At 73.3% G+C, this 24,114-nt stretch carries 20 protein-coding genes; 10 read left to right on the plus strand and 10 right to left on the minus strand.

The genetic code is table 11. The annotated features are described in order from the left end of the window. Positions 1 to 83 precede the first annotated feature (83 nt). The 3 genes from OG710_RS22770 to OG710_RS22780 are packed head-to-tail and all read right to left on the minus strand — an operon-like array spanning position 84 to position 2,051. Complete coding sequence (locus OG710_RS22770) at positions 84 to 1,007, minus strand: aminoglycoside phosphotransferase family protein (RefSeq protein ID WP_330240954.1); 924 nt, start codon at positions 1,005 to 1,007, stop codon at positions 84 to 86. Between the two features lie 52 nt (positions 1,008 to 1,059). Continuing rightward, entirely contained in the window at positions 1,060 to 1,536 is a 477-nt protein-coding gene (locus OG710_RS22775) for a ferritin-like domain-containing protein (RefSeq protein WP_330240955.1), read from the minus strand. Then, on the minus strand, positions 1,533 to 2,051 hold the full coding sequence (locus tag OG710_RS22780) for a hypothetical protein (protein ID WP_330242321.1): 519 nt from the start codon (positions 2,049 to 2,051) through the stop codon (positions 1,533 to 1,535). Before OG710_RS22780 ends, OG710_RS22775 begins: the two co-directional genes overlap by 4 nt. Positions 2,052 to 2,226: 175 nt before the next feature. Here OG710_RS22780 and rimP point away from each other — a divergent pair, with 175 nt between their 5' ends. From rimP to OG710_RS22825, 9 genes are all read left to right on the plus strand, one after another. Beyond that, positions 2,227 to 2,724, plus strand: coding sequence for a ribosome maturation factor RimP (gene rimP / locus OG710_RS22785; protein WP_330240956.1), 498 nt, complete (start codon positions 2,227 to 2,229; stop codon positions 2,722 to 2,724). A gap of 2 nt (positions 2,725 to 2,726) precedes the next feature. Then, the gene (gene nusA / locus OG710_RS22790; protein ID WP_330240957.1) at positions 2,727 to 3,767 is read left to right on the plus strand and encodes a transcription termination factor NusA; all 1,041 of its coding nucleotides are present in this window, start codon (positions 2,727 to 2,729) and stop codon (positions 3,765 to 3,767) included. Positions 3,768 to 3,911: 144 nt separating this feature from the next. Then, entirely contained in the window at positions 3,912 to 4,190 is a 279-nt protein-coding gene (locus tag OG710_RS22795; RefSeq protein WP_199563603.1) for a YlxR family protein, read from the plus strand. Between the two features lie 147 nt (positions 4,191 to 4,337). Beyond that, the gene (gene infB / locus OG710_RS22800) at positions 4,338 to 7,391 is read left to right on the plus strand and encodes a translation initiation factor IF-2 (RefSeq protein ID WP_330240958.1); all 3,054 of its coding nucleotides are present in this window, start codon (positions 4,338 to 4,340) and stop codon (positions 7,389 to 7,391) included. Between the two features lie 137 nt (positions 7,392 to 7,528). Then, positions 7,529 to 7,825: a DUF503 domain-containing protein gene (locus OG710_RS22805; RefSeq protein WP_330240959.1), complete on the plus strand. Its 297-nt coding sequence runs from the start codon at positions 7,529 to 7,531 to the stop codon at positions 7,823 to 7,825. A 21-nt stretch (positions 7,826 to 7,846) separates the two neighbouring features. Beyond that, complete coding sequence (rbfA, locus tag OG710_RS22810) at positions 7,847 to 8,290, plus strand: 30S ribosome-binding factor RbfA (RefSeq protein ID WP_111338516.1); 444 nt, start codon at positions 7,847 to 7,849, stop codon at positions 8,288 to 8,290. After that, positions 8,287 to 9,186, plus strand: coding sequence for a tRNA pseudouridine(55) synthase TruB (gene truB / locus OG710_RS22815; protein ID WP_330240960.1), 900 nt, complete (start codon positions 8,287 to 8,289; stop codon positions 9,184 to 9,186). The genes rbfA and truB overlap by 4 nt, the downstream gene beginning before the upstream one ends. Positions 9,187 to 9,400: 214 nt before the next feature. Further along, positions 9,401 to 13,051 (plus strand): serine protease, encoded by a 3,651-nt coding sequence (locus OG710_RS22820; RefSeq protein WP_330240961.1) that lies wholly within the window; start codon positions 9,401 to 9,403, stop codon positions 13,049 to 13,051. Between the two features lie 42 nt (positions 13,052 to 13,093). Continuing rightward, positions 13,094 to 14,047, plus strand: coding sequence for a bifunctional riboflavin kinase/FAD synthetase (locus tag OG710_RS22825; RefSeq protein ID WP_330240962.1), 954 nt, complete (start codon positions 13,094 to 13,096; stop codon positions 14,045 to 14,047). A gap of 61 nt (positions 14,048 to 14,108) precedes the next feature. Here OG710_RS22825 and OG710_RS22830 read toward each other — a convergent pair whose 3' ends face one another. From OG710_RS22830 to OG710_RS22860, 7 genes are all read right to left on the minus strand, one after another. Continuing rightward, a complete protein-coding gene (locus tag OG710_RS22830) occupies positions 14,109 to 15,110 on the minus strand; it encodes an ABC transporter ATP-binding protein (protein ID WP_330240963.1) in 1,002 nt (333 codons plus the stop codon). Further along, positions 15,107 to 16,135 (minus strand): ABC transporter ATP-binding protein, encoded by a 1,029-nt coding sequence (locus OG710_RS22835; RefSeq protein WP_330240964.1) that lies wholly within the window; start codon positions 16,133 to 16,135, stop codon positions 15,107 to 15,109. The genes OG710_RS22830 and OG710_RS22835 overlap by 4 nt, the downstream gene beginning before the upstream one ends. Beyond that, positions 16,132 to 17,082 carry an ABC transporter permease gene (locus OG710_RS22840; protein WP_111338521.1) on the minus strand — a complete coding sequence of 317 codons (951 nt, stop codon included), beginning with the start codon at positions 17,080 to 17,082 and terminating at the stop codon, positions 16,132 to 16,134. The genes OG710_RS22835 and OG710_RS22840 overlap by 4 nt, the downstream gene beginning before the upstream one ends. After that, the gene (locus OG710_RS22845; RefSeq protein WP_330240965.1) at positions 17,079 to 18,158 is read right to left on the minus strand and encodes an ABC transporter permease; all 1,080 of its coding nucleotides are present in this window, start codon (positions 18,156 to 18,158) and stop codon (positions 17,079 to 17,081) included. The genes OG710_RS22840 and OG710_RS22845 overlap by 4 nt, the downstream gene beginning before the upstream one ends. A gap of 98 nt (positions 18,159 to 18,256) precedes the next feature. Next, positions 18,257 to 20,128, minus strand: a complete 1,872-nt coding sequence (locus tag OG710_RS22850) for an ABC transporter substrate-binding protein (RefSeq protein ID WP_330240966.1) — start codon at positions 20,126 to 20,128, stop codon at positions 18,257 to 18,259. A 197-nt stretch (positions 20,129 to 20,325) separates the two neighbouring features. Continuing rightward, positions 20,326 to 22,998 carry an SCO5717 family growth-regulating ATPase gene (locus tag OG710_RS22855; protein WP_330240967.1) on the minus strand — a complete coding sequence of 891 codons (2,673 nt, stop codon included), beginning with the start codon at positions 22,996 to 22,998 and terminating at the stop codon, positions 20,326 to 20,328. A gap of 277 nt (positions 22,999 to 23,275) precedes the next feature. Next, positions 23,276 to 23,509 (minus strand): DUF397 domain-containing protein, encoded by a 234-nt coding sequence (locus OG710_RS22860; RefSeq protein ID WP_330240968.1) that lies wholly within the window; start codon positions 23,507 to 23,509, stop codon positions 23,276 to 23,278. A gap of 230 nt (positions 23,510 to 23,739) precedes the next feature. Between OG710_RS22860 and rpsO the strand changes: the two genes are divergently transcribed. Next, the gene (gene rpsO, locus OG710_RS22865; protein WP_111338526.1) at positions 23,740 to 24,030 is read left to right on the plus strand and encodes a 30S ribosomal protein S15; all 291 of its coding nucleotides are present in this window, start codon (positions 23,740 to 23,742) and stop codon (positions 24,028 to 24,030) included. Positions 24,031 to 24,114: the final 84 nt, after the last annotated feature.

Raw genomic sequence — 24,114 nt, forward strand, 5'->3', positions numbered from 1 at the left:
CCATCCGCGAGGGCCCCGCACGGAACACTCCGTGCGGGGCCCTCGCGCGCGCCCCGGACCTGGGGGGATTCGTCAGACACCCCCTACAGCCAGCCCGCGAACTCCAGCGTCACTTCGCCCTCCTGACGGCGCCCGGCCGCCAGCGCGCGGGTGCCCGACTCCACGGCACGGAACAGCGTCCAGCCGTGCAGCCGGTCCTGGTCCACCTCCAGCGAGTCCGCCAGCTTCCTGATCCGGCGCCGGGCCGTCGCCGCCCCCGCGGACGAGGCGATCAGATCCTCCACCCGGTCCCGCACCAGCCGCGCCAGGTCGTACGCCCGCTCACCGACCAGCGGCTCGGGCCCGACCGTCAGCCAGGGCGCCCGCTCACCCGCGAGAACCTTGCTCTGCCGGAAGTTGCCGTGCAGCAGCAGCGTCTCCGGCGAACCGGCCACCAGCTCCGCACGGGCCGCCAGCGCCGCCGCCACCAGCGATTCCAGCGCCGGGTCGGAAGCGGCGGCGGCGCCCATCGCCTCCGTACGCCGCCCGCTGCGCTCGGCGACCGTCTCGAAGGGATGCCCGGCCGGCGGGTCCACCCACAGCCTGCGCACCGTCCCGGCCGCCTCCAACAGCGCCTTCGCCTCCGGCAGCGACCGCAGCGACACCTCCGGGTGCAGCCGCTCCAGCAGCAGCGCGCCCTCCACCGGCCGCCCGCCGTTCACCGGATCGAGCGGCCGCACCGCCCCCCAGCCGTTCCAGTGCGCCAGCGCCGCCCGCTCCAGGTCGGGCGCGGCCCCGGCCGGGGCGAGCTTCAGCGCCGCCGGGGTGCCGTCGGCCCCCCGGACCAGCAGGACCAGACTGCTGCGCCCGCCGGGGGCCGCGACCCGCTCCACGACCGGGGCGCGCCCGGTCGCGGCCAGCGCCCGTTCGATCAGTCCGGGAAGCCCCGCGAGCCAGTCCCCGGCGGCCGTATCCCCGTACGACTCGCCGAGCGCTCGCACCAGACGCTGCGGCGGTTCAAAACCCATACGTGCTGTCTGTCCCTTCCAAGCCCTCTGCCGCCTGTGCCGGTGCGCCTCTTCAGTGCGCGGCGCCCGCCCTCGCGTCCGTCCCGGCTTTCGCCCCGGTCCGCTCGGCGAGCCCGGGAAAGGGTACGCCGCTGCCCCGCCAGCGCGCCGCGCGCACCGCGGCCTCCCGCAGCGCCTCCGCCGCGCTGCGCCGCAGCGCGCCGTCGGCGGCCCTGACCAGGTCGGAGTAGACGTACGCGACCCGGTCCTCCAGGACGGCGGCGAGCCGGACGGCGGCCGCCGCGTCCGGCACCGCGAACGGCAGGGCGTAGGCGGCCTCCGCGGCCACCGGCTCCCCGCCCAGGTCCCGGACCGTGCGCACCAGCGCGTCGCGCCGGGCGCGGTGGGCGTGGTGCGCGGCGGTCGCCTCGGGCCTGCGGGCGGCGGTGACCCGGCCGCCCGCGACGCCGTAGCCGTAGACGGCGGCGTGCTCGGCGGCCAGCGCCGCCTGCGCCGCCGCCAGGGGGCCGTCGCTCTTGCCGTCGCTCATGCCGGGGTCTCCTTGGCCAGTTCGGTCAGCAGGTAGGCGTGCGCCGCGCAGGCGGCGGCCACCGAGGCGAGCAGCCGGGCCAGTTCACCGGGCGCCTCCGGGAGCAGCGCGGTGTAGGCGTCCGCCGCCTCGCGCTCGGCCGCGGCCAGTTCCCGGACGGCGGCGGCCGGGCCGGTGGCGCGGGAGCGGGCCATGCCGAGCGCGGGGGCCTTCCCGGAGGAGACCGCCGCGAGGTGGGCGCGGGCCGCGTCGCGCATCGGGGTGAGCGCGGCCGCCGTCGCGGGATGGGCGGTGAGCACGTGCTCGTAACCGGCGAGCAGGCCCGCCGCGGTGCGGGCGGCACCGGCGCGCAGCGCCTTCTCCGCGCGGGCCGGGGCGGCGCCGTGCGTGGCGTCCTCGCGGGCATCGCCCGTGTCGTCGTCCGCGTCGCTTCCGCAGCCCGGGAGCACCGCAGCGGCGGCGAGCGCGCCCGTCATCGCGAGCGCGTTCCTGCGCGTCGTCCCCGTGCGCCGCACCTGTTCTCCTTCGGGCTGGATCTGTTGTGACTGGATCTGTCCGGAAGTGATCACCGCCTGTGAGCGTACCCGCGCTCGGGGGACCGGCGGACAGCAACACCCTCTGCGACCGGATACCCTTTGATCCAGACACGCGAGATCCCACAACAGCACACGCGGCCGAGGAGTCACCCGGATGAGCACCACCCAGAGCGAGAGGCTGCGCGGGCTGGTCGAACCGCTCGTCAGCGCCGAGCAGCTGGATCTGGAAGAGATCGACATCTCGCGGGCAGGCCGCCGCCGGGTGCTGCGGATCGTCGTGGATTCCGATGAGGGTGTGGAGCTGGACGCCTGCGCGGAGCTGAGCCGCGCGATCTCCGCGAAGCTCGACGAGACCGACGCCATGGGCGAGGACGAGTACGTCCTGGAGGTCAGTTCCCCCGGTGCCGACCGCCCGCTGACGGAGCACCGCCACTACGTACGCGCCACCGGCCGGCTGGTCCGGCTGACGCCGCGCGAGGGCGGCGAGCTGGTCGCCCGCGTCCTGGCGGTCGACGAGGACGGTCTCGACCTGGAGGTGCCGGGCGTCAAGGGGCGCAAGCCCACCGCCCGCCGGATCGCCTTCGACGAGATCGCCAGGGCTCGCGTGGAGCTGGAATTCAACCGCAAGGACAAGAAGGAAGAGGAGGCGTAGCCGTGGACATCGACGTGAAGCTCCTGAAGGGCTTGGCGCAGGACAAGGAGATCCCGTTCGACGTCCTCGTCGAGGCGATCGAGTCGGCCCTCCTCATCGCGTACCACCGCACGGACGGCAGCCACCGCAGGGCGCGCGTGGAGCTGGACGAGCGCGGCCATGTGACGGTGTGGGCCAAGGAGGACGCGGCCGATCTGGAGGAGGGCCAGGAGCCCAAGGAGTTCGACGACACCCCGTCGGGCTTCGGCCGGATCGCCGCGACCACCGCCAAGCAGGTCATCCTCCAGCGGCTGCGCGACGCCGAGGACGACCGGACGTTCGGCGAGTACGCGGGCCACGAGGGCGATGTCGTCACCGGCGTCGTCCAGCAGGGCAAGGACCCGAAGAACGTCCTGGTGGACATCGGCAAGCTGGAGGCCATCCTGCCGGTGCAGGAGCAGGTGCCCGGCGAGGAGTACACCCACGGCCTGCGGCTGCGCACCTACGTCGTGCGCGTCGCCAAGGGCGTGCGCGGCCCCTCCGTCACGCTGTCGCGGACCCACCCCAACCTGGTGAAGAAGCTCTTCGCGCTGGAGGTCCCGGAGATCGCGGACGGCTCCGTGGAGATCTGCGCCATCGCCCGCGAGGCCGGCCACCGCACCAAGATCGCGGTCCGCTCGACCCGCTCCGGGCTCAACGCCAAGGGCGCCTGCATCGGCCCGATGGGCGGACGCGTGCGCAATGTGATGGCCGAGCTGCACGGCGAGAAGATCGACATCGTGGACTGGTCGGACGACCCGGCCGAGATGGTCGCCAACGCCCTGTCACCCGCACGGGTGAGCGAGGTCGAGGTCGTGGACCTGGGCGCCCGCTCCGCGCGGGTGACCGTGCCCGACTACCAGCTCTCGCTGGCGATCGGCAAGGAGGGCCAGAACGCCCGTCTCGCCGCCCGGCTGACCGGCTGGCGCATCGACATCCGTCCGGACACCGAGACCGACGCCGAGCGCGACGTGGCCGACCGCGAGCGGGCCGAGCGGGCGCGGGAGCGCTCGGAGCGGCGCTGACGCACGGCCTCCGGCCGGCGCCGGCGGACGGCGCGGGCGGGGGCCGGGGAATAGATCACGTCGGCGGCTCGCTGAGAACACGACAACGTACGTTCGATTTTTGCCCCAAAGGGGTGAGGTCGGTGCGGGGAGGTAGACTTAGCCGTGTCTGGCCGGACGTACGTCCGCGCTTGCCCTGAGCGAACCTGTGTGGGATGCCGGGAGCGGGCGGCCAAGAACGAGTTGCTGCGCATCGTCGCGGACGGGGACGCCTGCGTCCCCGATCCTCGCGGTACGCTGCCCGGCCGGGGTGCGTACGTGCATCCCGTCCCCGACTGTCTGGACCTGGCGGTTCGCCGCCGGGCATTCCCCCGGGCCTTCAAGGCCAAGGGGCCGTTCGACCCGACCGCGGTACAGCGGTTCGTCGAGCGGGTGACACCGTAAGAAATGAACGGCACGGGACCCCGTGCGGTCAGGTACCTCGCGAGTTGGAAGTAGGTCGAGATTGCGATGAGCACTCGATGAGTACGCGATGAGTACGCCCATGAAGTAGCGACGGTCCGGCGGTAACCCGGACCTAAAAGGAGCGAAGTGGCTAAGGTCCGGGTATACGAACTCGCCAAGGAGTTCGGTGTGGAGAGCAAGGTCGTCATGGCCAAGCTCCAAGAACTCGGTGAATTCGTCCGTTCGGCGTCCTCGACGATCGAGGCGCCGGTCGTGCGCAAGTTGACTGACGCACTGCAGGGGCCCGGCGGCAACGCCGGCAAGCCCGCTGCGAAGCCGGGCGCGCCCCGCAAGGCCGCCCCTGCCAAGCCCGCGGCGCCGTCTCCGGCCGCCGCGGCACGTCCCGCTGCCCCGAAGCCCGGCGCCCCGGCCCCCAAGCCGGCCGCCGCCGAGGCCCCCCGGAGCAGCACCCCCTCCGCCCCGGCGCCGACCCCCGGCCCGCGTCCGGGCCCGAAGCCCGCGCCGAAGGCCCCGGTCACGCCGGTGCCCGCCGCGGAGTTCTCGGCCCCGGCCCCGGCACAGCCGGCCGCGCCGCAGGCCCCGCGCCCGACCGGCGCGACCCCCGGCCCCCGTCCCGCCCGCCCGGCCCCGGCCGGTCAGCAGGGTGGCGGCCAGCAGGGCGGCAACCGCGGCGGCGAGCGCCCCGCGCGTCCCGCCGGCCAGGGCGCCCCGCGCCCCGGCGCACGTCCGGCCGGTCCCCGTCCGGGCAACAACCCCTTCACCTCCGGTGGCTCGACGGGCATGTCCCGTCCGCAGGCACCCCGTCCCGGCGGCGCCCCGCGCCCCGGTGGCGGCCAGGAGCGCCCCGGCGCCCCGCGTCCGCAGGGCGGCCCCGGTGGCGCGCCGCGTCCGCAGGGTCAGGGCGGTCCCCGTCCGACTCCGGGCGGCATGCCCCGTCCGCAGGCGCCCCGTCCGGGCGGCGGCCCCGGTGGTAACCGTCCGAACCCCGGCATGATGCCGCAGCGTCCGGCCGCGGGTCCGCGTCCCGGTGGTGGCCCCGGCGGCCGTCCCGGCGGCGGCGGTCGTCCGGGCGGCGCGGGTCGTCCCGGTGGCGGCTTCGCGGGTCGTCCGGCCGGTCCCGGCGGCGGTGGCGGCGGCTTCGCCGGCCGTCCCGGTGGCGGTGGCGGCGGCGCGGGTCGTCCCGGTGGTGGCGGCGGCTTCGGTGGTCGTCCCGGCTTCGGTGGCCGACCCGGTGGTCCGGGTGGCCGCGGTGGCACACAGGGCGCCTTCGGCCGTCCCGGCGGTCCCGCGCGTCGTGGCCGCAAGTCGAAGCGGCAGAGGCGCCAGGAGTACGAGGCCATGCAGGCCCCGTCGGTCGGCGGCGTGATGCTGCCTCGCGGCAACGGACAGACCGTCCGCCTGTCGCGCGGTGCCTCGCTCACCGACTTCGCCGAGAAGATCAACGCCAACCCGGCGTCGCTCGTCGGCGTCATGATGAACCTCGGCGAGATGGTCACGGCCACGCAGTCCGTCTCCGACGAGACGCTCCGGCTTCTCGCGGACGAGATGAACTTCGTCCTGGAGATCGTCAGCCCGGAGGAGGAGGACCGCGAGCTGCTCGAGTCCTTCGACATCGAGTTCGGCGAGGACGAGGGCGGCGACGAGGCCCTGGTGCCGCGTCCGCCGGTCGTGACCGTCATGGGTCACGTCGACCACGGTAAGACCCGGCTGCTGGACGCCATCCGCAAGACGAACGTCATCGCGGGCGAGGCCGGCGGCATCACCCAGCACATCGGTGCCTACCAGGTCACGGCCGAGGTCAACGACGAGGCGCGGAAGATCACCTTCATCGACACCCCGGGTCACGAGGCGTTCACCGCCATGCGTGCCCGCGGTGCGAAGTCCACCGACATCGCGATCCTCGTGGTGGCGGCGAACGACGGTGTGATGCCCCAGACGATCGAGGCGCTGAACCACGCCAAGGCGGCCGACGTGCCGATCGTGGTCGCGGTCAACAAGATCGACGTCGAGGGCGCCGACCCGGTCAAGGTGCGCGGTCAGCTCACCGAGTACGGGCTGGTGGCCGAGGAGTACGGCGGGGACACGATGTTCGTGGACATCTCCGCCAAGCAGGGTCTGCACATCGACCAGCTGCTGGAGGCCGTCGTCCTCACCGCCGACGCCTCGCTCGACCTGCGGGCCAACCCGGAGCAGGACGCGCAGGGCATCGCGATCGAGTCCCACCTCGACCGCGGCCGCGGTGCCGTCGCGACCGTCCTGGTCCAGCGAGGCACGCTGCGGGTCGGCGACACGATGGTCGTCGGCGACGCCTACGGCCGTGTCCGCGCCATGCTCGACGACAAGGGCGAGAACGTCGAGGAAGCGGGTCCGTCGACCCCCGTCCTCGTGCTGGGTCTCACCAACGTCCCGGGCGCCGGCGACAACTTCCTGGTCGTCGACGAGGACCGTACGGCCCGTCAGATCGCCGAGAAGCGTGCCGCCCGCGAGCGCAACGCCAACTTCGCCCGCAAGGGTGTCCGGTTCTCCCTGGAGAACCTGGACGAGGCGCTCAAGGCCGGTCTGGTCCAGGAACTCAACCTCATCATCAAGGGCGACGCGTCCGGTTCGGTGGAGGCTCTCGAGTCCTCGCTGCTCCAGCTCGACGTCGGCGACGAGGTCGACATCCGGGTCCTGCACCGCGGTGTGGGTGCGGTCACCGAGTCGGACATCGACCTGGCGACCGGCTCCGACGCCATCGTGATCGGCTTCAACGTGCGCGCCGCCGGGCGTGCGCAGCAGATGGCCGACCGCGAGGGTGTGGACGTCCGCTACTACTCGGTCATCTACCAGGCGATCGAGGAGATCGAGGCGGCCCTCAAGGGCATGCTCAAGCCGGAGTACGAAGAGGTCGAGCTGGGTACGGCGGAGATCCGCGAGATCTTCCGCTCGTCCAAGCTGGGCAACATCGCCGGTGTGCTCGTCCGGTCCGGCGAGGTCAAGCGCAACACCAAGGCGCGCCTGCTGCGCGACGGCAAGGTCGTCGCGGAGAACCTCACCATCTCCGGTCTGCGCCGCTTCAAGGACGACGTCACCGAGATCCGCGAAGGCTTCGAGGGCGGTATCAACCTCGGCAACTTCAACGACATCAAGATCGACGACGTCATCGCGACGTACGAGATGCGCGAGAAGCCGCGAGGCTGACCCGTACCTCAACAGTCGGGGCCGGTCGACGGGACCTAATTCCCGTCGATCGGCTCCGGCCGTTCCGGTACGGTTCTTGTGTCCCCGCCGATCAACGGCGGGGCGCGAACCCGAACCGGCGGGACATCCGGGCATTCATGTATGTGGGGACACTGTCCTTCGACCTGCTTCTCGGCGACGTACGGTCGCTGAAGGAGAAGCGTTCCGTGGTCCGCCCGATCGTGGCCGAACTCCAGCGCAAATACGCGGTGAGCGTGGCGGAGACGGGCGGGCAGGACCTCCATCGCAGGGCCGAGATCGGCCTCGCCATGGTCTCCGGGGACACCCGGCACCTCACAGACGTACTCGACCGGTGCGAGCGCCTCGTCGCCGCCCGGCCGGAAGTGGAGTTGCTGTCCGTACGACGGCGGCTGCACAGCGACGAAGACGAATAGCAAGGCGAAGGAGACGGACCAGTGGCCGACAACGCGCGGGCTAAGAAGCTGGCGGACCTCATCCAGGAGGTGGTCGCCGGGAAACTGCAGCGCGGCATCAAGGACCCGCGTCTGGGGACGCACGTGACCATCACGGACGTCCGGGTCACCGGTGACCTGCGGGAGGCCACGGTCTTCTACACGGTCTACGGCGACGACGAGGACCGGGCCAGCGCCGCGGCCGGCCTGCAGAGCGCCAAGGGCATCCTGCGGTCCGCGGTCGGAGCGGCGGCGGGTACGAAGTTCACCCCGACGCTCACCTTCGTGGCGGACGCGCTCCCGGAGAACGCCCGCGCCATCGAGGACCTGCTCGACCGGGCCAGGGCCTCGGACGCCAAGGTGCGGGAGGCGTCCTCGGGCGCCACGTACGCGGGCGACGCGGACCCGTACCGCAAGCCGGAGGACGAGGACAGCGCCCCCGAATGATCACGCAGAACAGAACGCCGGACGGTTTGGTCATTGTCGACAAGCCGTCCGGCTTCACGTCGCACGACGTCGTCGCCAAGATGCGCGGCATCGCCCGCACCCGCCGCGTCGGCCACGCCGGCACCCTGGACCCGATGGCGACCGGGGTGCTGGTGCTCGGCGTCGAGAAGGCGACCAAGCTCCTCGGCCATCTCGCGCTGACGGAGAAGGAGTACCTGGGCACGATCCGGCTCGGCCAGAACACCGTCACGGATGACGCGGAGGGCGAGATCACCTCGTCCGCCGACGCCTCCGGGGTGACCCGCGAGGCGATCGACGCCGGGGTCGCCGCCCTGACCGGCGACATCATGCAGGTGCCGTCCAAGGTCAGCGCCATCAAGATCGACGGCAAGCGGTCCTACGCGCGGGTGCGCGGCGGCGAGGAGTTCGAGATCCCGGCCCGCCCGGTGACCGTCTCGTCCTTCCGCGTCTACGACGTCCGCGAGGCCGTGGCCGAGGACGGCACCCCCGTGCTCGACCTGGTCGTCTCCGTCGTCTGCTCGTCCGGTACGTACATCCGGGCCATCGCCCGCGACCTGGGCGCCGGGCTCGGCGTCGGCGGCCATCTGACCGCCCTGCGGCGCACCCGCGTCGGCCCCTACGGGCTGGACGCCGCGCGCACGCTGGACCAGCACCAGGAGGAGCTGACCGTGATGCCGGTGGCCGAGGCCGCCGCCTCCGCGTTCCCCCGCTGGGACGTGGACGAGAAGCGGGCCCGGCTGCTGCTGAACGGCGTACGCCTCGACATGCCGGCCCACCCGTCGGGACCGGTCGCCGTCTTCGGCCCGGACGGGCGGTTCCTGGTCCTCGTCGAGGAGCAGAACGGCAAGGCGAAGAGCCTCGCCGTCTTCGGCTGACCGCGCTCAGGGCGTGTTCTGAAAGTCCCGCCGGGCCGGTCGTGGAGCGGGCAGTCCCTCGGTGCCCGCTCCACGACCCCCCACCACCTTCTGTCCAAGGAACGGCCCGGATTCACCCCAACGAGCAGGCGCTCGGAGTGAAAGAGGGGGGTGACGGGGGCGCGTTCCCCCGGAGTGGTCCGCGCGGGGATCTTCGCCGACCTACCTTCGGATCATGGGATGCGGGGACCGGGCGACGCTGGTACGACTGTGCGATCCGGCCGGCCGGCCGCGAGGGACCGGCTTCGTCGCCGACGACCGGGGGACAATCGTCACCAGCCATGAGGCGGTGGACGGCCTGCCCCACCTCGTGCTCCACGGCACCCACGGCCGCAGCCACCGGGTCGAGGCCGCCGACATCACCCCCCTCCCCGAGCACGACCTCGCCCTGCTGCCCACCGGCGGACCCGACACCCTCGGCATCCGCCCGCTCCCGGTCTGCGTACGGGCCCGGATCGACCCCGGTACGTATGTGACCGTCGCCGCCCACGGCCTGCGCGAGGCCCGCGTCCTGGGCCGCACCGCCGTCACGTACACCAGCCGCGGCCGCACCCACCGCATCGACCGCGCCCTGGAACTGGCCCTCGGCACGGACGGCAGCGACGCCCTCAGACTGGGCGGCGCGGCGGTCGGCGGACCCGTCCTCGACCCGGACAGCGGAGCCGTCATCGCCGTCCTGGGCCTCGCCCTGCGCGCCTCCCACACCACCGCCGGCTGCGCCACCCCCCTCGCCGGGGCGGCCACCGACGGGCCGCTGGGCGAGCTGCTGCGGCGCAACGCCGCGACCGTCCCCGGCTACGGCCCCGATCTCAACCTCGCCGGGGCCCTCCAGCTCACCGCCATGTCCGTGGGCTCGGCGGGCGGCCCCGGCGAGCCGCCCGAACCGGTCGAGCGGCCCGGCATCCGCGCCGAGTCCGAGGCGTTCGCGACGGCCGCCCCCGGAGCGCCGGCCGTGGTCCTGGGCCTGGTCGGCGAGCCGGGCACCGGCCGCACCACGGAACTCGCCGCGATCGCCGCGCGCCGGGCGGCCGGACCGGTCCCCGCGCCCACGCTGTGGCTGCGCGGCGCCGACCTCCTCGCGGACGACACCTCCGTCGCCGACGCCGTCGCGCGCACGCTCCGGCAGGCCGGCCGCATCGTCACCGCCGCCGGCACACCCGGCGACATGGCGAGCGCCACCCCGGAACGGATCGCCCGCCTCGCCGCGGGCGGCGGGGCCCCGCTGCTCGTCCTGCTGGACGCCCCCGAGGAGATGCCGCCCGTCCTGGCGCACCGCCTGCCCGTCTGGACCACCGGCACGGTGGGCTGGCTCCGCGAGCACGGCGCCCGGCTCGTCGTCGGCTGCCGCCCCGAACACTGGGAGACGGCCGGCGCGCTCTGCCCGGCCGACGCCCTGCACCGCCCCGCCCGCCCGGCCCGGCGGCTCCCCCCGGCCGTCCGTGTCACCGACTTCACCGCCGACGAGGCGGAACGCGCCCGCGAACGCCTCGGCCTGCCGCCCGACTCCCTCGCCGCCGGCCACGACCGCCACCCCCTCACCCTCCGGCTGCTCGCCGAGGTGCGCGAGGCCCTGCCGCCGGACACGCCGGGGCGCCCCGACACGGAGGAGGTCTTCGCCGCCCACCTCGACCTCATGTGCCTGCGGATCGCCGTCCGGATCGCCGCCGGCGGCCGCCCCGGCCCCACGGAGGTACGGCGCCTGGCGGCGCGGGTGGCCGGACAGGTCCACGAGGCGGCCCGCCGCTGCCTCGGCCCCGGCCAGGGCGAACTGGACCGCCCGGCCTTCGAGGCCCTCTTCCCCTGGCGCACCGGCTGGGCCCCGGCCGTCCTCACGGAACGCCTCCTCGTTCCGGCGGGAGCGGGCTACCGCTTCGCCCACGAGGAACTGGGCGACTGGATCCAGAGCACCCATCTCGACCTGGACGCGGCACTGCGGGCGCTGGTGCACCGCTGGCACGCGGAGCGGGAGAGTACCCCCCGCGTCCCCCGGCCGCGCCGGCCCGCGGAGGGCGGCGCGGAAGCATCCGGGCCGTCCCCCTCCGCGGACGCCGCCCGCCCGGCCCCGCCGCCCAGCCTCCCCGTCCCCCGGCACCGCATCGGCCCGGTCGTCCAGGCCCTCCTGCTGCTCGGCCGGCGTCAGGGCACGGCCGCGCTGGCGCACCGGCTGGCCGACCTGATCGAGGCGCTGGACCGGCTCCCCGAAGCGGCGGAGGACGGCGACGACCCGGACGGCGAGGACGCCGGTACCCCCTCCGGCGCTCCCCGGCGCCCCCGCTCCGACCCCCGCTGGTGGGCCTCCCACCTCCTCGCCGAGACCCTGCTGCGCGTCCCCGACGCACGGCCCCACCTCGGCGTGCTGCGACTGCTCGCCGGACGTGTCGTGCGCACCGCCGGCGAGGCGGGCGGCGGCTGGGCGCGGGGCGCGTACGCCGAGTTCGGCCCCTGGTTCTGGCGGGGGCTGCGACTGCCCGAGGCCGACCGGATCGACCTGTTCCGCCGGCTGCTCCCCGCCGACGGCGACGGCGGGGACCGGTTCCTGGACGCCGTCGACCGGCGGCTCGCCGCCCGTCCGCGTACGCTCCAGCCGCTCCTGTGCGCCTGGTTCACCGACGAGCGACCGCTCGCCGCCGCCCCGGACGCGGAGATCCGGCCGACCGTCGCCACCGCCGCCCAGGCGCTGCTGCACGCCCGCCGGGACCTCGCCGTGGACGACCTCGCGGACGCGCTCGTCGCGGCCGGGCACCCCCGCGCGGAGGAACTGCTCGCCGCGCTCGCGGAGGACGAGCCCGCAGCCCTGTGCCGGGCCGTCGAACGGTGGGCCGGGGACGAGGAGCGCCGCGCCCGGCGCGTCGCCGCCGTGGGCCACGCCGCGCTCCTCGCCGCGCGCCCGCTGCCCGAGGCCGACCGGGACCGGCTGCGCACGGCCGCGCTCAGGGTGCTGGCCCGCCCCGCCGACAGCGAACTGCACGGGCCGGTGCTCGCCCTGCTGGTCGCCGACCCGCACACCCGCGACCGCTTCCTCCCGCAGGCCGTCCGCGCCTTCACCGCCGAAGGGCCGCAGGAGGTCCGGGTGCCGCCCGCCGCCCTCGCCGCCGCACTGCCCACGCACCCGGACGCCGTGGTGGCGGCGTACCGGGACCGGCTCGCACGGCCGGACCAGGGCGCGGGGGAGGTGCTGCGGGCCCTGGCCGGGATCGACGCGCCGGAACTCGCGCTGCACGCCGCCGGACTCGTACGGGCCTATGTGGACGGTCATCCGGGGGACACGGCGCACACCGCCGTCTACCTCGACCGCCGGCTGGAACACGGGCCCGCCGCCCGCGCCCTGCTGCTGCCGCTGCTGACCGGGCTGCTCCGGGACCGCCCGGCCGCCCCGCCGGTCCGGGGCTCGCTGGCGGCGGTGCTCGCCTCGCCGGGCAGCTCCGCGTCCCAGCCGCTCCGCGACGAGCTGCTGGAGGTGCTGCTGGAGTTCGAGCAGAGCGGCGGGGCGCCGGACCCGGTGGTCCTGGAGGCGCTGCTGCGGGCCGCCGCCACCGGCAGCGCCGGACGGTCGCCGGTACGGACGAGGGCGCTGGCGCACCGGGCCGGGACGCTCCTCGCCCGGACCGGCGAAGGAGCGGCGCTGTTCGACCGCAGGCTGGTGGCGCTCGCCGGCGAGATTCCGGGATTCGGCGCCCTGGTCACGGGCTGGCTGGCCGCCGCTCCACAGGAGTGGGCGGCCGTCGTGGGGCCCGGCGCCCGGCACACGCTGGAGGCGATGAAGGCGTCGATGCCCATGCCGATGCGGGCCGCAGGGCGTGAGCATGGCAGTCTTAGACCTGCGTAAGCGACATCATCACGTACACGGGTTCGGGCGAGGAGCGGCAGAGTGCAGCGCTGGCGAGGCTTGGAGGACATCCCCCGGGACTGGGGGCGGAGCGTCGTCACCATCGGCTCGTACGACGGGGTGCACCGCGGACACCAGCTGATCATCGGCCGGGCCGTCGAGCGGGCCCGCGAGCTGGGGGTGCCGTCGGTCGTCGTCACCTTCGACCCGCACCCCAGCGAGGTCGTCCGCCCCGGCAGCCACCCGCCGCTGCTCGCCCCGCACCACCGGCGCGCCGAGCTGATGGCGGAGCTGGGCGTGGACGCCATGCTGATCCTGCCGTTCACCGCGGAGTTCTCCCGGCTCGCCCCGGCGGACTTCATCGCCAAGGTGCTCGTCGACAAGCTGCACGCCCTGCTGGTCATCGAGGGGCCCAACTTCCGTTTCGGCCACAAGGCCGCGGGGACCGTCGAGCTGCTGACCGAACTGGGCGCCGAGCACGACTACCGCGTCGAGGTCATCGACCTGCGGGTGCGCGGCGAGGCGGGCGGCGGCGAACCGTTCTCCTCCACGCTCACCCGGCGCCTGGTCGCCGAGGGCGACGTGACTGGCGCGGCCGAGATCCTGGGCCGCCCGCACCGCGTCGAGGGCGTCGTCGTACGGGGCGCCCAGCGCGGGCGCGAGCTGGGCTTCCCCACCGCCAACGTCGAGACCCTGCCGCACACCGCGATCCCCGCGGACGGCGTCTACGCCGGCTGGCTGCACGCGAACGGCGAGGCGATGCCCGCCGCGATCTCGGTCGGCACGAACCCCCAGTTCAACGGCACCGAGCGCACGGTGGAGGCGTACGCCATCGACCGCGTCGACCTCGACCTGTACGGCCAGCACGTCGCCGTGGACTTCCTGGCGTACGTACGCGGCATGCTGAAGTTCGACACGATCGACGACCTGCTCGTGGCGATGGCCGCCGACGTGAAGCGGTGCGGCGAACTGGTCGCCGCCGCCGAAAGGGCCTGAGCGCGGGTTTCCCGGCCCCACCGGCCGGGAAACCACCGGCAGGTCCGGGAAGCCGCCCGGCTCAGGACGAGGGCGCCGGGACCGTCGTCGCGGCCCAGTGGCAGGCCACCTGCGTCTCCCCGCCGCCCGCCAGGACCGGCAGGTCCTGCGTACGGCACGCCTCGGCGACCCCCGCCCGCTCCGCCTCGCCCGAGGCCAGCACCTGGCACCGGGCATGGAACCGGCAGCCGGACGGCACCCGCGACGGGTCCGGCGGCTCACCGGTCAGCACCACCGGATCGCCCTCCGCCTCCGGCAGCACCGACAGCAGCGCCCGCGTGTACGGATGGCGCGGGGCCGTCAGGATCTGCTCCACGTCACCCGTCTCCACGATGCGCCCCAGGTACATCACCGCCACCCGGTCCGCGATGTTCCACGCCAGGCCCAGATCATGCGTGACCACCAGCGCGGACAGGCCCAGCTCCTCGCGCAGCCGCAGCAGCAGCGCCAGGATCTCGCCGCGCACCGACGCGTCCAGCGAGGCGACCGGCTCGTCCGCCACGATCAGCTCCGGCTCCAGGACCAGCGCCCCCGCGATCACGACGCGCTGGCGCTGACCGCCCGACAACTCGTGCGGGTAGCGCAGGAAGAACCGTTCCGGCGGGCGCAGCCCCGCCCGCGCCAGCGCGTCGTGCACGGCCTGCCGCTCGTCGCCGCCGTAGCCGTGGATGCGCAGCCCCTCGGCCACCGCGTCGTACACCGTGTGGCGCGGGTTCAGCGAACCGCTGGGGTCCTGAAGGACCAGCTGCACCCGCTTGCGGTACGCCTTCAGCGCCCGGCTGCCGTAGTCCAGCGGCTTCCCGCCGTACGTGATCCGGCCGGCGGTCGGTGGGACCAGGCCGAGCAGCGACCGCGCCAGCGTCGTCTTGCCGCACCCCGACTCACCGACCAGGGCGACGATCTCGCCGGGCCGGATGTCCAGGTCGACGCCGTCCACCGCACGCGCCGGAGCGGCCCCGTGCCGGCCGGGGAACGTGATCCTGAGCCCCCGCGCGCTGAGCAGGTCCACCGGGGTCGTCGTCATGATGTGCTCCTCGCTTCCTCGGCACCCGGCAGGACCGGCGTGGCAGGCCCCGCCGGATCGACCAGCACACACGCGGCCTGCCGGCCGGGACCGGCGTCCCGCAGCTCCTGGTCCAGCGTGGCGCAGGAGACCAGGGCCACCGGGCAGCGCGGATGGAAGGTGCAGCCGGCCGGCAGCGCCGACGGGTCGGGCGGGTCACCGGGCAGGCCCTGCGGCGCGAACCGGGACGCCGGGTCGCCGATGCGGGGGAAGGCGCCCGACAGCGCCCTGCTGTACGGATGGTGCGCCCTCTCGTAGACCTCGGACGCCGGACCCTGCTCGACGACCCGCCCCGCGTACATCACGGCGAGCCGGTCGCAGGTGTCGGACAGCACCGCGAGGTCGTGGCTGATCATGATCAGGCCGAGGTCCTGCTCGGAGACGAGCCGCTCGATCAGCCGCAGGATCTGGGCCTGGATCATCACGTCCAGGGCCGTCGTCGGCTCGTCGGCGATGATCAGACCGGGATCGCAGGCGAGCGCCATCGCGATCATTACGCGCTGCCGCTGGCCGCCGGACAGCTCGTGCGGATAGGCGTCCGTCCGGGCGGCGGGCAGCCCGACCTGCTCCAGCAGCTCACCGGCGCGCTTCCGGGCCGCCGCCGGGGTGGTCCTCCCGTGCAGCAGGATCGGTTCGGCGATCTGGTCCCCGATGCGGTGCACCGCGTTCAGTGAGTGCATCGCGCCCTGGAAGACGATCGAGGCGCCCGCCCAGCGCACGGCCCGGACCCGGCCCCACTTCATCGCGAGGACGTCCTCGCCGTTCAGCAGGATCTCGCCGGTCACCTTTGTGCCCGCCGGCAGCAGCCGCAGCAGGGCCAGCGCCAGCGTGGACTTCCCGCAGCCGGACTCCCCGGCGATGCCGAGCTTGCGCCCCGCCTCGACCTCCAGGTTCACGCCGCGCACGGCCCTGGCCCCTCCGGCGTACGTCACCGTCAGGTCCCGTACCTCGAGGAGCGGCGTCTCACGGATGCTCGTCGTGCTCAACGGGCCACCCCCAGCTTGGGATTGAGGACGGACTCGATGGCGCGCCCGCACAGCGTGAACGCCAGGGCCACCAGGGCGATGGCGATGCCGGGCGGTGCCAGGTACCACCAGTCGCCCGCGCTGACCGCCCCGGCGGCGCGCGCGTCCTGGAGCATGCTGCCCCAGGAGGTGATGGTCGGGTCGCCGAGGCCGAGGAAGGCCAGCGTGGCCTCGCTCAGGATCGCGCCGGAGATCGCCAGCGTGGTCTGGGCGAGCACCAGCGGCATCACATTCGGCAGGACGTGCCGGAGCATGACGTGGCCGTGGCCGCCGCCCAGCGCGCGGGCCCGCTCGATGTACGGGCGGGACTCCACGGCCAGGGTCTGCGCCCGCACCAGCCGGGCGGTGGTCGGCCAGGTCGTGACGCCGATCGCGATGACGATCGTCCACAGCGAGCGGTCCATCACGGTGGCGAGGGCGACGGCCAGCACCAGGGTCGGCATCACCAGGAACCAGTCGGTCACCCGCATCAGCACCGTCGAGTACCAGCCCCGGTAGTGCCCGGCGACGATCCCGACGACCGTGCCGATGGCGACGCACAGGAACGCCGCGAGCAGCCCCACGGTGAGCGAGACCCGCGCCCCCCACACCAGCAGCGCCAGCACACTGCGCCCGAACTGGTCGGTGCCCAGCGGGAACGCGCCGCTCGGCGACTCCAGGGCGCCGCCGGTCGCCTCGGTGACGCTCTGCGAGTCGGCGCCGACGAGCTGCGGCGCGGCCAGCGCGACGAGCGCGATCAGGACCAGGCAGCCCAGCCCCCACATACCGCCCCGGTGGGTGCGGTACTCCCGCCAGAAGCGGGCCAGCGAACGGCGTTTACGGGCCCGTGCCAGGGCGCGGGCGCTCCTGGCGGGGCCGGGCGGGACCGGCGCGGGCGCCGGCGTGGACAGGGGATCGGTCGTGGTCATCGGCCCACCCGTGGATCGAGCAGCGGATACAGCACATCGGCAAGGGTGTTCGCCAGGATCACCGCGGTGGCGAAGACGAAGAACAGCCCCTGGACGAGCGGCAGGTCGGGGGTGCTCAGGCCCTGGTAGAAGAGCGAGCCGAGGCCCGGCCAGGAGAACACGGTCTCCACCAGGATCTGCCCGGCGACCACATGCCCCAGATTGACGAACATCAGGGTGAACGTCGGCAGCATCGCGTTGGGCACGGCGTGCTTGCGGCGCACGGCGTCGTCCCGCAGCCCCTTGGCGCGGGCCGTCGTCAGATAGTCGCTGCCCATCTCGTCGAGCAGCGAGGAACGCATCACGAGCAGCGTCTGCGCATAGCCGACCGCCACCAGGGTGATGACCGGCAGCACCATGTGGTGCGCCACGTCGACGACGTAGTCGAAGCCGCTCGTGTCGCCCGACGTCATCCCGCCCGTCGGGAACATGCCGGGGATCGGGCCGACGCCCACCGAGAAGACGATGATCAGCAGCAGCCCGAGCCAGAAGGAGGGCACCGAGTACAGCGTCAGCGCCAGCGCCGTGTTGAACCGGTCATTCGCCGAACCGTTGCGCCAGGCGGTGCGGGTGCCGAGCCAGAGACCGATCAGGCTGTAGAGGACATACGCGGTGCCGGTCAGCAGCAGCGTCGCCGGAAGCTTCTCGACGATCTTGTCGATGACCGGTGCGTGGTACGCGTACGAGGCGCCGAAGTCGCCGGTCAGCGCGTCGCCGATGTAGCTGGTGAACTGCTGCCACATCGGCTGGTCGAGCCCGAACTGATGGCGCATCGACTCCAGCTGTTCGGCCGATACGCGACGGCCGCCCGTCATCTGCTTGACCGGGTCGCTCGGAATGAGCCGGAAGAGGAAGAAGCTGGTGACCAGCACCGCGAACAGGGAGACGACGGCGCCCGCGAGCTTGGCGGCCACGTACTTCAGATAGGCCTTGGTGTTGCGCGCCCGCGGACCGCGGGCGGCCTCGGGACCGGCCGGAGGGCCGCCCTCGACCGCGTCCGCCCCGTGCACGAGCGCCGGAGTGCTGTCAGCTGTCATGGGAACTCTCGTAACTCGTGTCGTTCCTGAAGGAAACGGCCGGCGCGGGCCCGCTGCCGCGCCCGCGCCGGCCGGTTCCTCTCGTCCCGTTCGAGAACCTACTCGCGATCGTCCGCGGTGGTGCGGCGGCGCCGCGAGATCAGGAAGCCGCCACCTGCGAGGACCACGACCGCGACCACGATTCCGATGATCACACCGGTGGTGGAGCCGGAGCCGCTGTCCGAGTTACCGCTCCCGTCCGCGGGCACGGCCGACCACCAGCTCCAGTAGCCGTCCTGGCCGTAGATGTTGCCGGCCGCCTCGGGCATGGTCGTGATGGACTTGATCTGGTCGGTGCGGTACGCCTCGACCGCGTTCGGGTACGCGATGACGTTCATGTACCCCGAGTCGTAGAGCCAGGACTGCATCTGCCCGACGAGCTGCGCCCGCTTCGCGGGGTCGTACTCGGCGAGCTGCTTCCGGTACAGCTCGTCGTACGTCTTGTCGCAGATGAAGTTGTCGGTGGCCGCGCTCGCCCTGGCCTTGGTGGGCAGGGCCGCGCAGGTGTGGATGCCGAGGACGAAGTCCGGGTCCGGGTTGACGGACCAGCCGTCGAAGGCGAGGTCGTACTCGCCCGCGTACCAGGGCACCGACACGTCGTCCAGGCAGTCCACCTTCAGCCCGATGCCGAGCTTGCCCCACCACTCCTTCAGGTACTTGCCGACCGCCTTGTCGTTGGGGTCGGTGGCGTGGCACAGGATGCGCAGGTCGAGCGGCTTGCCGTCCTTGCCGACGCGCCGGTCGCCCTTGAGCTCGTAACCCGCCTCGTCCAGCAGCTTCGCCGCCTTGTCGGGGTCGTAGGCCAGGGCCTGGTCGGCGGACGGTTCCCAGGCGTACGCGGAGAAGCGCGGCGGGATGTAGCCCTTGCCCTCGACGGCGTGGCCCTGGAAGACCCGGTCGATGATCGTGTCGCGGTCGACCGACAGGAACAGCGCCTGGCGGACCCGCTTGTCGAGCAGCGCCTTGTTGCCGTCGCCGAACTTCCTGCCGTCCTTGGTCCGCGCGCCGGGGTTGGTGGCCAGCGCGTAGAACCGGCGGCCCGGACCCTCGTTGACCTTGATGTTCTTGTCGCCCTTGAGCGAGTTCGCCTGAGCGGGCGTCAGCGCGGGCGAGCCGGCGACGAAGGAGACCTCGCCCTTGCGCAGGGCGGCGACGGCCGCGTCCTGGTCCTTGTACGTCTTGAAGACCAGCTCGTCGAACTCGGGCGCGCCGCGCCAGAAGTCCTTGTTGGCCTTCAGCTTCACGTACTGGTCGACCTTGTAGTCCGTCAGGATGAACGGCCCGTTGCCGACGACGGGGAACTTCGTGTCGTTGTTGAACTTCGAGAAGTCCCCGACCTTCTCCCACACGTGCTTGGGCACGATCGGCACGTCGAGCGCGGCCATGGTGGCCTGGGGCTCCTTCAGCTCGATGACGAGCCGGGTGGGGCCGGTCGCCGTCACCTTCTTGAAGTTGGTGACGAAGCTGCCGTTGGCCTGGGCCGCCGCCTCGTCGTCCATGATCTTGTTCAGCGTCCAGGCCGCGTCCTCGGCGGTCGCCCGCTGCCCGTCCGACCACTTCGAATCGGTCCGGATGGTGTACGTCCACGTCAGCTTGTCGGGGGACGGCTCCCACGCGGTGGCGAGCCCCGGAACGGCGTGGTTGTCCTTGGGGTCGTAGTTCGTCAGAAAGTCGTACATGAGCCGCGACACGCTCGTGCTCAGCAGCTTCTGGGCGAGGAACGGGCTCAGTGAGTCGACGCTCTGCGCGACCGCGACGGTCAGCGTCTTGCCGCCGCTGTCGGCGGCCTGTGCCGCCTGGGGCGCGGCACCGAGGGGTAAGCCCGGTACGACGGAGCCGGCCGCGAGTGCGAGGGCGGCGGCGCCGGAGGCCAGAAGCACGCGCGGACGTGAGCGCGGCGGGGCGGAGGACGGGGGGATTCTTACGACCATGGTCAGAGACCTCGCGTCATGACTCGCACGGAGAAGATGGGATGAACTCTGGATCGCCGGCTGATGTTGCGCAGGTCTACCAGCGGTGGTCGAGCCGCGTCAACGGTCCCTGAAACGGCGTGTGGGCTGCGGGAATGCCAAAAGGGTCCGCATCGCGGAGGCGATGCGGACCCTCATTGGTTCAGACCTCTGAAGCCCTACTGCTGAGGCGCTGACGGTGGCTGCTGCTGCCATCCGGCGGGCGGTACGGGGCCCTGCAACTCGGGGTGCGCGGACGGTTCGGGCGCACCCTGCCCACCTTGCTGCGGAGGGTACGGCTGCGTGCCCTGGGCGGGCGGCTGCTGCTGCCAGCCCTGCCCGGCGCCGGGACCCGGCTGCGGGGGATAGGGCTGCTGCGGATACGGCTGACCGGGTGATTGGGGCGCGTACGGCTGACCGGGGTACTGCGGCTGACCGGGCTGCGGCTGGGGCTGCCCGTGCTGCGGCTGACCGGGCTGTCCCGGCTGCTGCGGGGCGTACGGCTGCGGCGCGGGGGGCTGCTGCCCCGGCATCGGCTGGCCCGGAATCTGCTGGCCCGGCAGCGGCGGGGCGTACTGCGGCGGCGGACCGCTGCCGTCCGACGTCCAAAGCCCCTGCTGCTGCTGGGCGCGCGCGAAGTCCTCGGCGACCAGCGCGGACAGATTGAAGTACGCCTCCCGCGTCTTCGGCCGCATCATGTCGAGGTCCACCTCCGCACCGGCCGACAGATGCTCGTCGAACGGCACCACGACCACCCCGCGGCAGCGTGTACGGAAGTGCTGCACGATGTCATCGACCTTGATCATCTTGCCGGTCTCGCGGACCCCCGAGATGACCGTGATCGACCGCTGCACCAGCTCCGCGTACCCGTGCGCCGACAGCCAGTCCAGCGTCGTCGAGGCACTGGAGGCGCCGTCGACCGAGGGCGTCGAGATGATGATCAGCTGATCGGCCAGGTCCAGCACCCCGCGCATCGCGCTGTACAGCAGACCGGTGCCCGAGTCCGTGAGGATGATCGGGTACTGCTTGCCGAGCACGTCGATCGCGCGCCGGTAGTCCTCGTCGTTGAAGGTCGTGGAGACCGCCGGGTCCACGTCGTTGGCGATGATCTCCAGACCGGAGGGCGCCTGCGAGGTGAACCGGCGGATGTCCATGTACGAGTTGAGGTGCGGGATCGCGTGCACCAGGTCGCGGATGGTCGCCCCGGTCTCACGGCGCACCCGGCGGCCCAGCGTGCCGGCGTCCGGGTTGGCGTCGATGGCGAGGATCTTGTCCTGCCGCTCGCTGGCCAGGGTCGCGCCGAGCGCGGTGGTCGTCGTGGTCTTGCCGACACCGCCCTTGAGGCTGATGACCGCGATCCGGTAGCAGGAGAGCACCGGCGTACGGATCAGCTCCAGCTTGCGCAGCCTCTCCTGCTCCTCCTTCTTGCCGCCCAGCTTGAAACGGGCCGCGGCCGAGGGGTTGCGGCTGCTCCGCGTCTTCTGCTTGCCCCGGATCAGCCGGTCGGACGTGAGCTCCACCGCGGCCGTGTACCCCAGCGGAGCACCCGGTACGGAACGCTCGCGCTGGTCGTGGGTGACAGGCGCGGGCCACGAGGTGCCGGCCCGCGGATCGACGGGCTGCTGGTACGGCTGCGGCTGGTGGGGCTGCGGCTGCACCTGCGCGGGCAGCTGCGGGGCGCCGCCCCCGACCGGCGGCTGGGCCTGCTGCGGCGGCTGCTGAGCGGACCAGGGCGCCTGCGGCTGCGGGGCCCGGGGAGCCTGCGGCTCGGGCGGGCGCTGCGCCGGCAGGTTGGCCGCGGGGAGCGCCTGCGGAGGCTGCTGCGCGGGCTGGGGCTGCTGGGGGAAGCCGTAGCCGGACTGCGCGGCCGGGGGAGGAGTGGGGTGTGCCGGAGCCGGAGCCGGGGCCGGGGCCTGTGGCTGTACGGCCTGGGGCGGAGCGGCTTCCGGCTGCTGGACCGGCGGCTGCGGGGCCTGCGGGGCCTGCGGGGCGGCCGGCTGGAAGGCGGGCGGCAGCGGCGGCAGACCGCCCTGCGCCTGGGCCGGAGCCCAGGGAGAGGACGGCGCGGCGTCGGACGGCGTGGCGTCGGAAGGAGCGGCATCGGAGGGGGCGGCGTCCGACGGCGCGGCGTCGGACGGGGCGTCCACGAGCGGCGCCTTGCCGACGGGCACGTCGTCGCCCGCCTCGTCCGTCACGTCAGTTACATCCGTCTCGCCCGTCTCGGACCCGGACGGCGCCGCGTCCGACGGCACCGCGTCGGCCGGTTCGGAGGGGAACGGCTTGGGGCTGTACGGCTTCGGAGCGTCCTCGCCTGCCCCGTCCGCGTCGTCCCCGGTCCCCTCGGCCTCCGGCGCCCTGTCGGGCTCGCCGGCCGGCTCCGGGGTGTCGCCGCCGGAGCGCCCGGCCTCCTCGGGCTCGAAGTCGAACACCCGGCCGGACACGTCATCCTGCACGTCCCCGTCTCCGTTCGCGCCGGACGGCGCATCGCCGTCCGCGTCGCGCGTCGCGGTCTCCCGCTCCTCGATCTCCCGCTTCAGCGCGGCGGCCGAGAACCGCATCGTGGCGCCGCTCTCCAGGTCACCGCTGTCGGCGGGCTCCGGCGGGGCCGGAGCCCAGTCGGGGTCGAAGCCGCGGTGCGCGGGCGGCGGGGGCAGCGGCACCGGCTCACCGCTGGGCGGGGCCAGCGGCGAGCCGGCACCGTTCGAGGAGTCGCCCGGCGCGTTCTGCGTGTACCAGGCGGGCGGGGTGTAGTCGATGGTGAACTCACCCGTCGAGTCGGCGGGCTCCGCGTCGGACGACTCGTCGACGGGCTTGTCCCAGCCCCCGCGCATCTCGTCCCGATCGCCGTTCACTTTGCCTCCTGGTGTGGTCGAGCACCCTTGTGCCGTGGTGGGTGGGGACGGTTCCGTAACGCGAATCGCCCGGCTCTCCCCCTGGGACGCGCAGGGCCTGCCCAGAGGTTCTCCGCCGCGTCCGTAACCACCCTAATCGCCGGGGCCACCGCGACGGCAGGCCGTACGGCACCGTGAACACGGCCCCGTACCAAGGGATATGACCCGCAAAACGGTCGAAGGGGGGCACGTTCGTGTGAACGTGCCCCCCACGGCTACCCGGTGTACCCGGGGACGACTACTGGATGTCGAACTCGCCGTCCCTGGCACCGAGCACGAACGCGTGCCACTCGGCCTCCGTGTACCTCAGCACGGTGTCGGGGTCGAGCGAGGACCGCATCGCCACCCCGCCGCCGGGAAGGTGCGCGATCTCCACACGCTCCTCCTCCTGCTCCGTGCCGGGCGCACACAGCCACTTCACCCCCGAGATGTCGAGTGCGTACAGCTCGTCCTTCTCCGCCTGTGTGCCCATCGTGTGGGTTCCTTTCCGTACCGGCTCCGCTCCGCACCGTACAGGGGAAGGGGCGGGCGGCGGGACCGGCTCCGAACGGCTGGTAGTCTGGCTGCGGCCGTTTGTGTACGCGTTCCCGGTTCGTTCTGGGGACTGCGCTCATCGGACCCTCGCTCCCGAGTCACCCAAGCTCCCCTGAGAACGAGACCAGGGGCACTCGTGGGCGCATCGAACACCAAGAGGAGTACCGCGTGCCGCTCGACGCCGCTACGAAGAAGCAGATCATGACCGAGTTCGCGACGAAGGAGGGCGACACCGGTTCCCCCGAGGTCCAGGTCGCCATGCTCTCGCGCCGCATCTCGGACCTGACGGAGCACCTCAAGACGCACAAGCACGACCACCACTCCCGTCGTGGTCTGCTGATCCTGGTCGGCCAGCGTCGCCGCCTCCTGCAGTACCTGGCCAAGAAGGACATCCAGCGCTTCCGTGCGCTCGTCGACCGCCTCGGCATCCGCCGCGGTGCGGCCGGCGGCGTCAAGTAAAGACGCTGTGCAAGGGAGCGGTTCCCTCATCCAGGGGGCCGCTCCCTTTGCCGTACGTGCGGTACCGGGGACAACCTCAGTAAC

The organism is Streptomyces sp. NBC_00525 (assembly GCF_036346595.1).
Lineage (GTDB): Bacteria > Actinomycetota > Actinomycetes > Streptomycetales > Streptomycetaceae > Streptomyces.

Bases quoted from the DNA above. Each gene is read 5' to 3' on its own strand.
- OG710_RS22830 (WP_330240963.1), bottom strand. From the start codon at position 15,110: ATGACGACGACCCCGGTGGACCTGCTCAGCGCGCGGGGGCTCAGGATC.
- OG710_RS22775 (WP_330240955.1), bottom strand. From the start codon at position 1,536: ATGAGCGACGGCAAGAGCGACGGCCCCCTGGCGGCGGCGCAGGCGGCG.
- OG710_RS22820 (WP_330240961.1), top strand. From the start codon at position 9,401: ATGGGATGCGGGGACCGGGCGACGCTGGTACGACTGTGCGATCCGGCC.
- OG710_RS22770 (WP_330240954.1), bottom strand. From the start codon at position 1,007: ATGGGTTTTGAACCGCCGCAGCGTCTGGTGCGAGCGCTCGGCGAGTCG.
- OG710_RS22860 (WP_330240968.1), bottom strand. From the start codon at position 23,509: ATGGGCACACAGGCGGAGAAGGACGAGCTGTACGCACTCGACATCTCG.
- OG710_RS22805 (WP_330240959.1), top strand. From the start codon at position 7,529: ATGTATGTGGGGACACTGTCCTTCGACCTGCTTCTCGGCGACGTACGG.
- OG710_RS22850 (WP_330240966.1), bottom strand. From the start codon at position 20,128: ATGGTCGTAAGAATCCCCCCGTCCTCCGCCCCGCCGCGCTCACGTCCG.
- OG710_RS22845 (WP_330240965.1), bottom strand. From the start codon at position 18,158: ATGACAGCTGACAGCACTCCGGCGCTCGTGCACGGGGCGGACGCGGTC.
- rimP (WP_330240956.1), top strand. From the start codon at position 2,227: ATGAGCACCACCCAGAGCGAGAGGCTGCGCGGGCTGGTCGAACCGCTC.
- OG710_RS22840 (WP_111338521.1), bottom strand. From the start codon at position 17,082: ATGACCACGACCGATCCCCTGTCCACGCCGGCGCCCGCGCCGGTCCCG.
- truB (WP_330240960.1), top strand. From the start codon at position 8,287: ATGATCACGCAGAACAGAACGCCGGACGGTTTGGTCATTGTCGACAAG.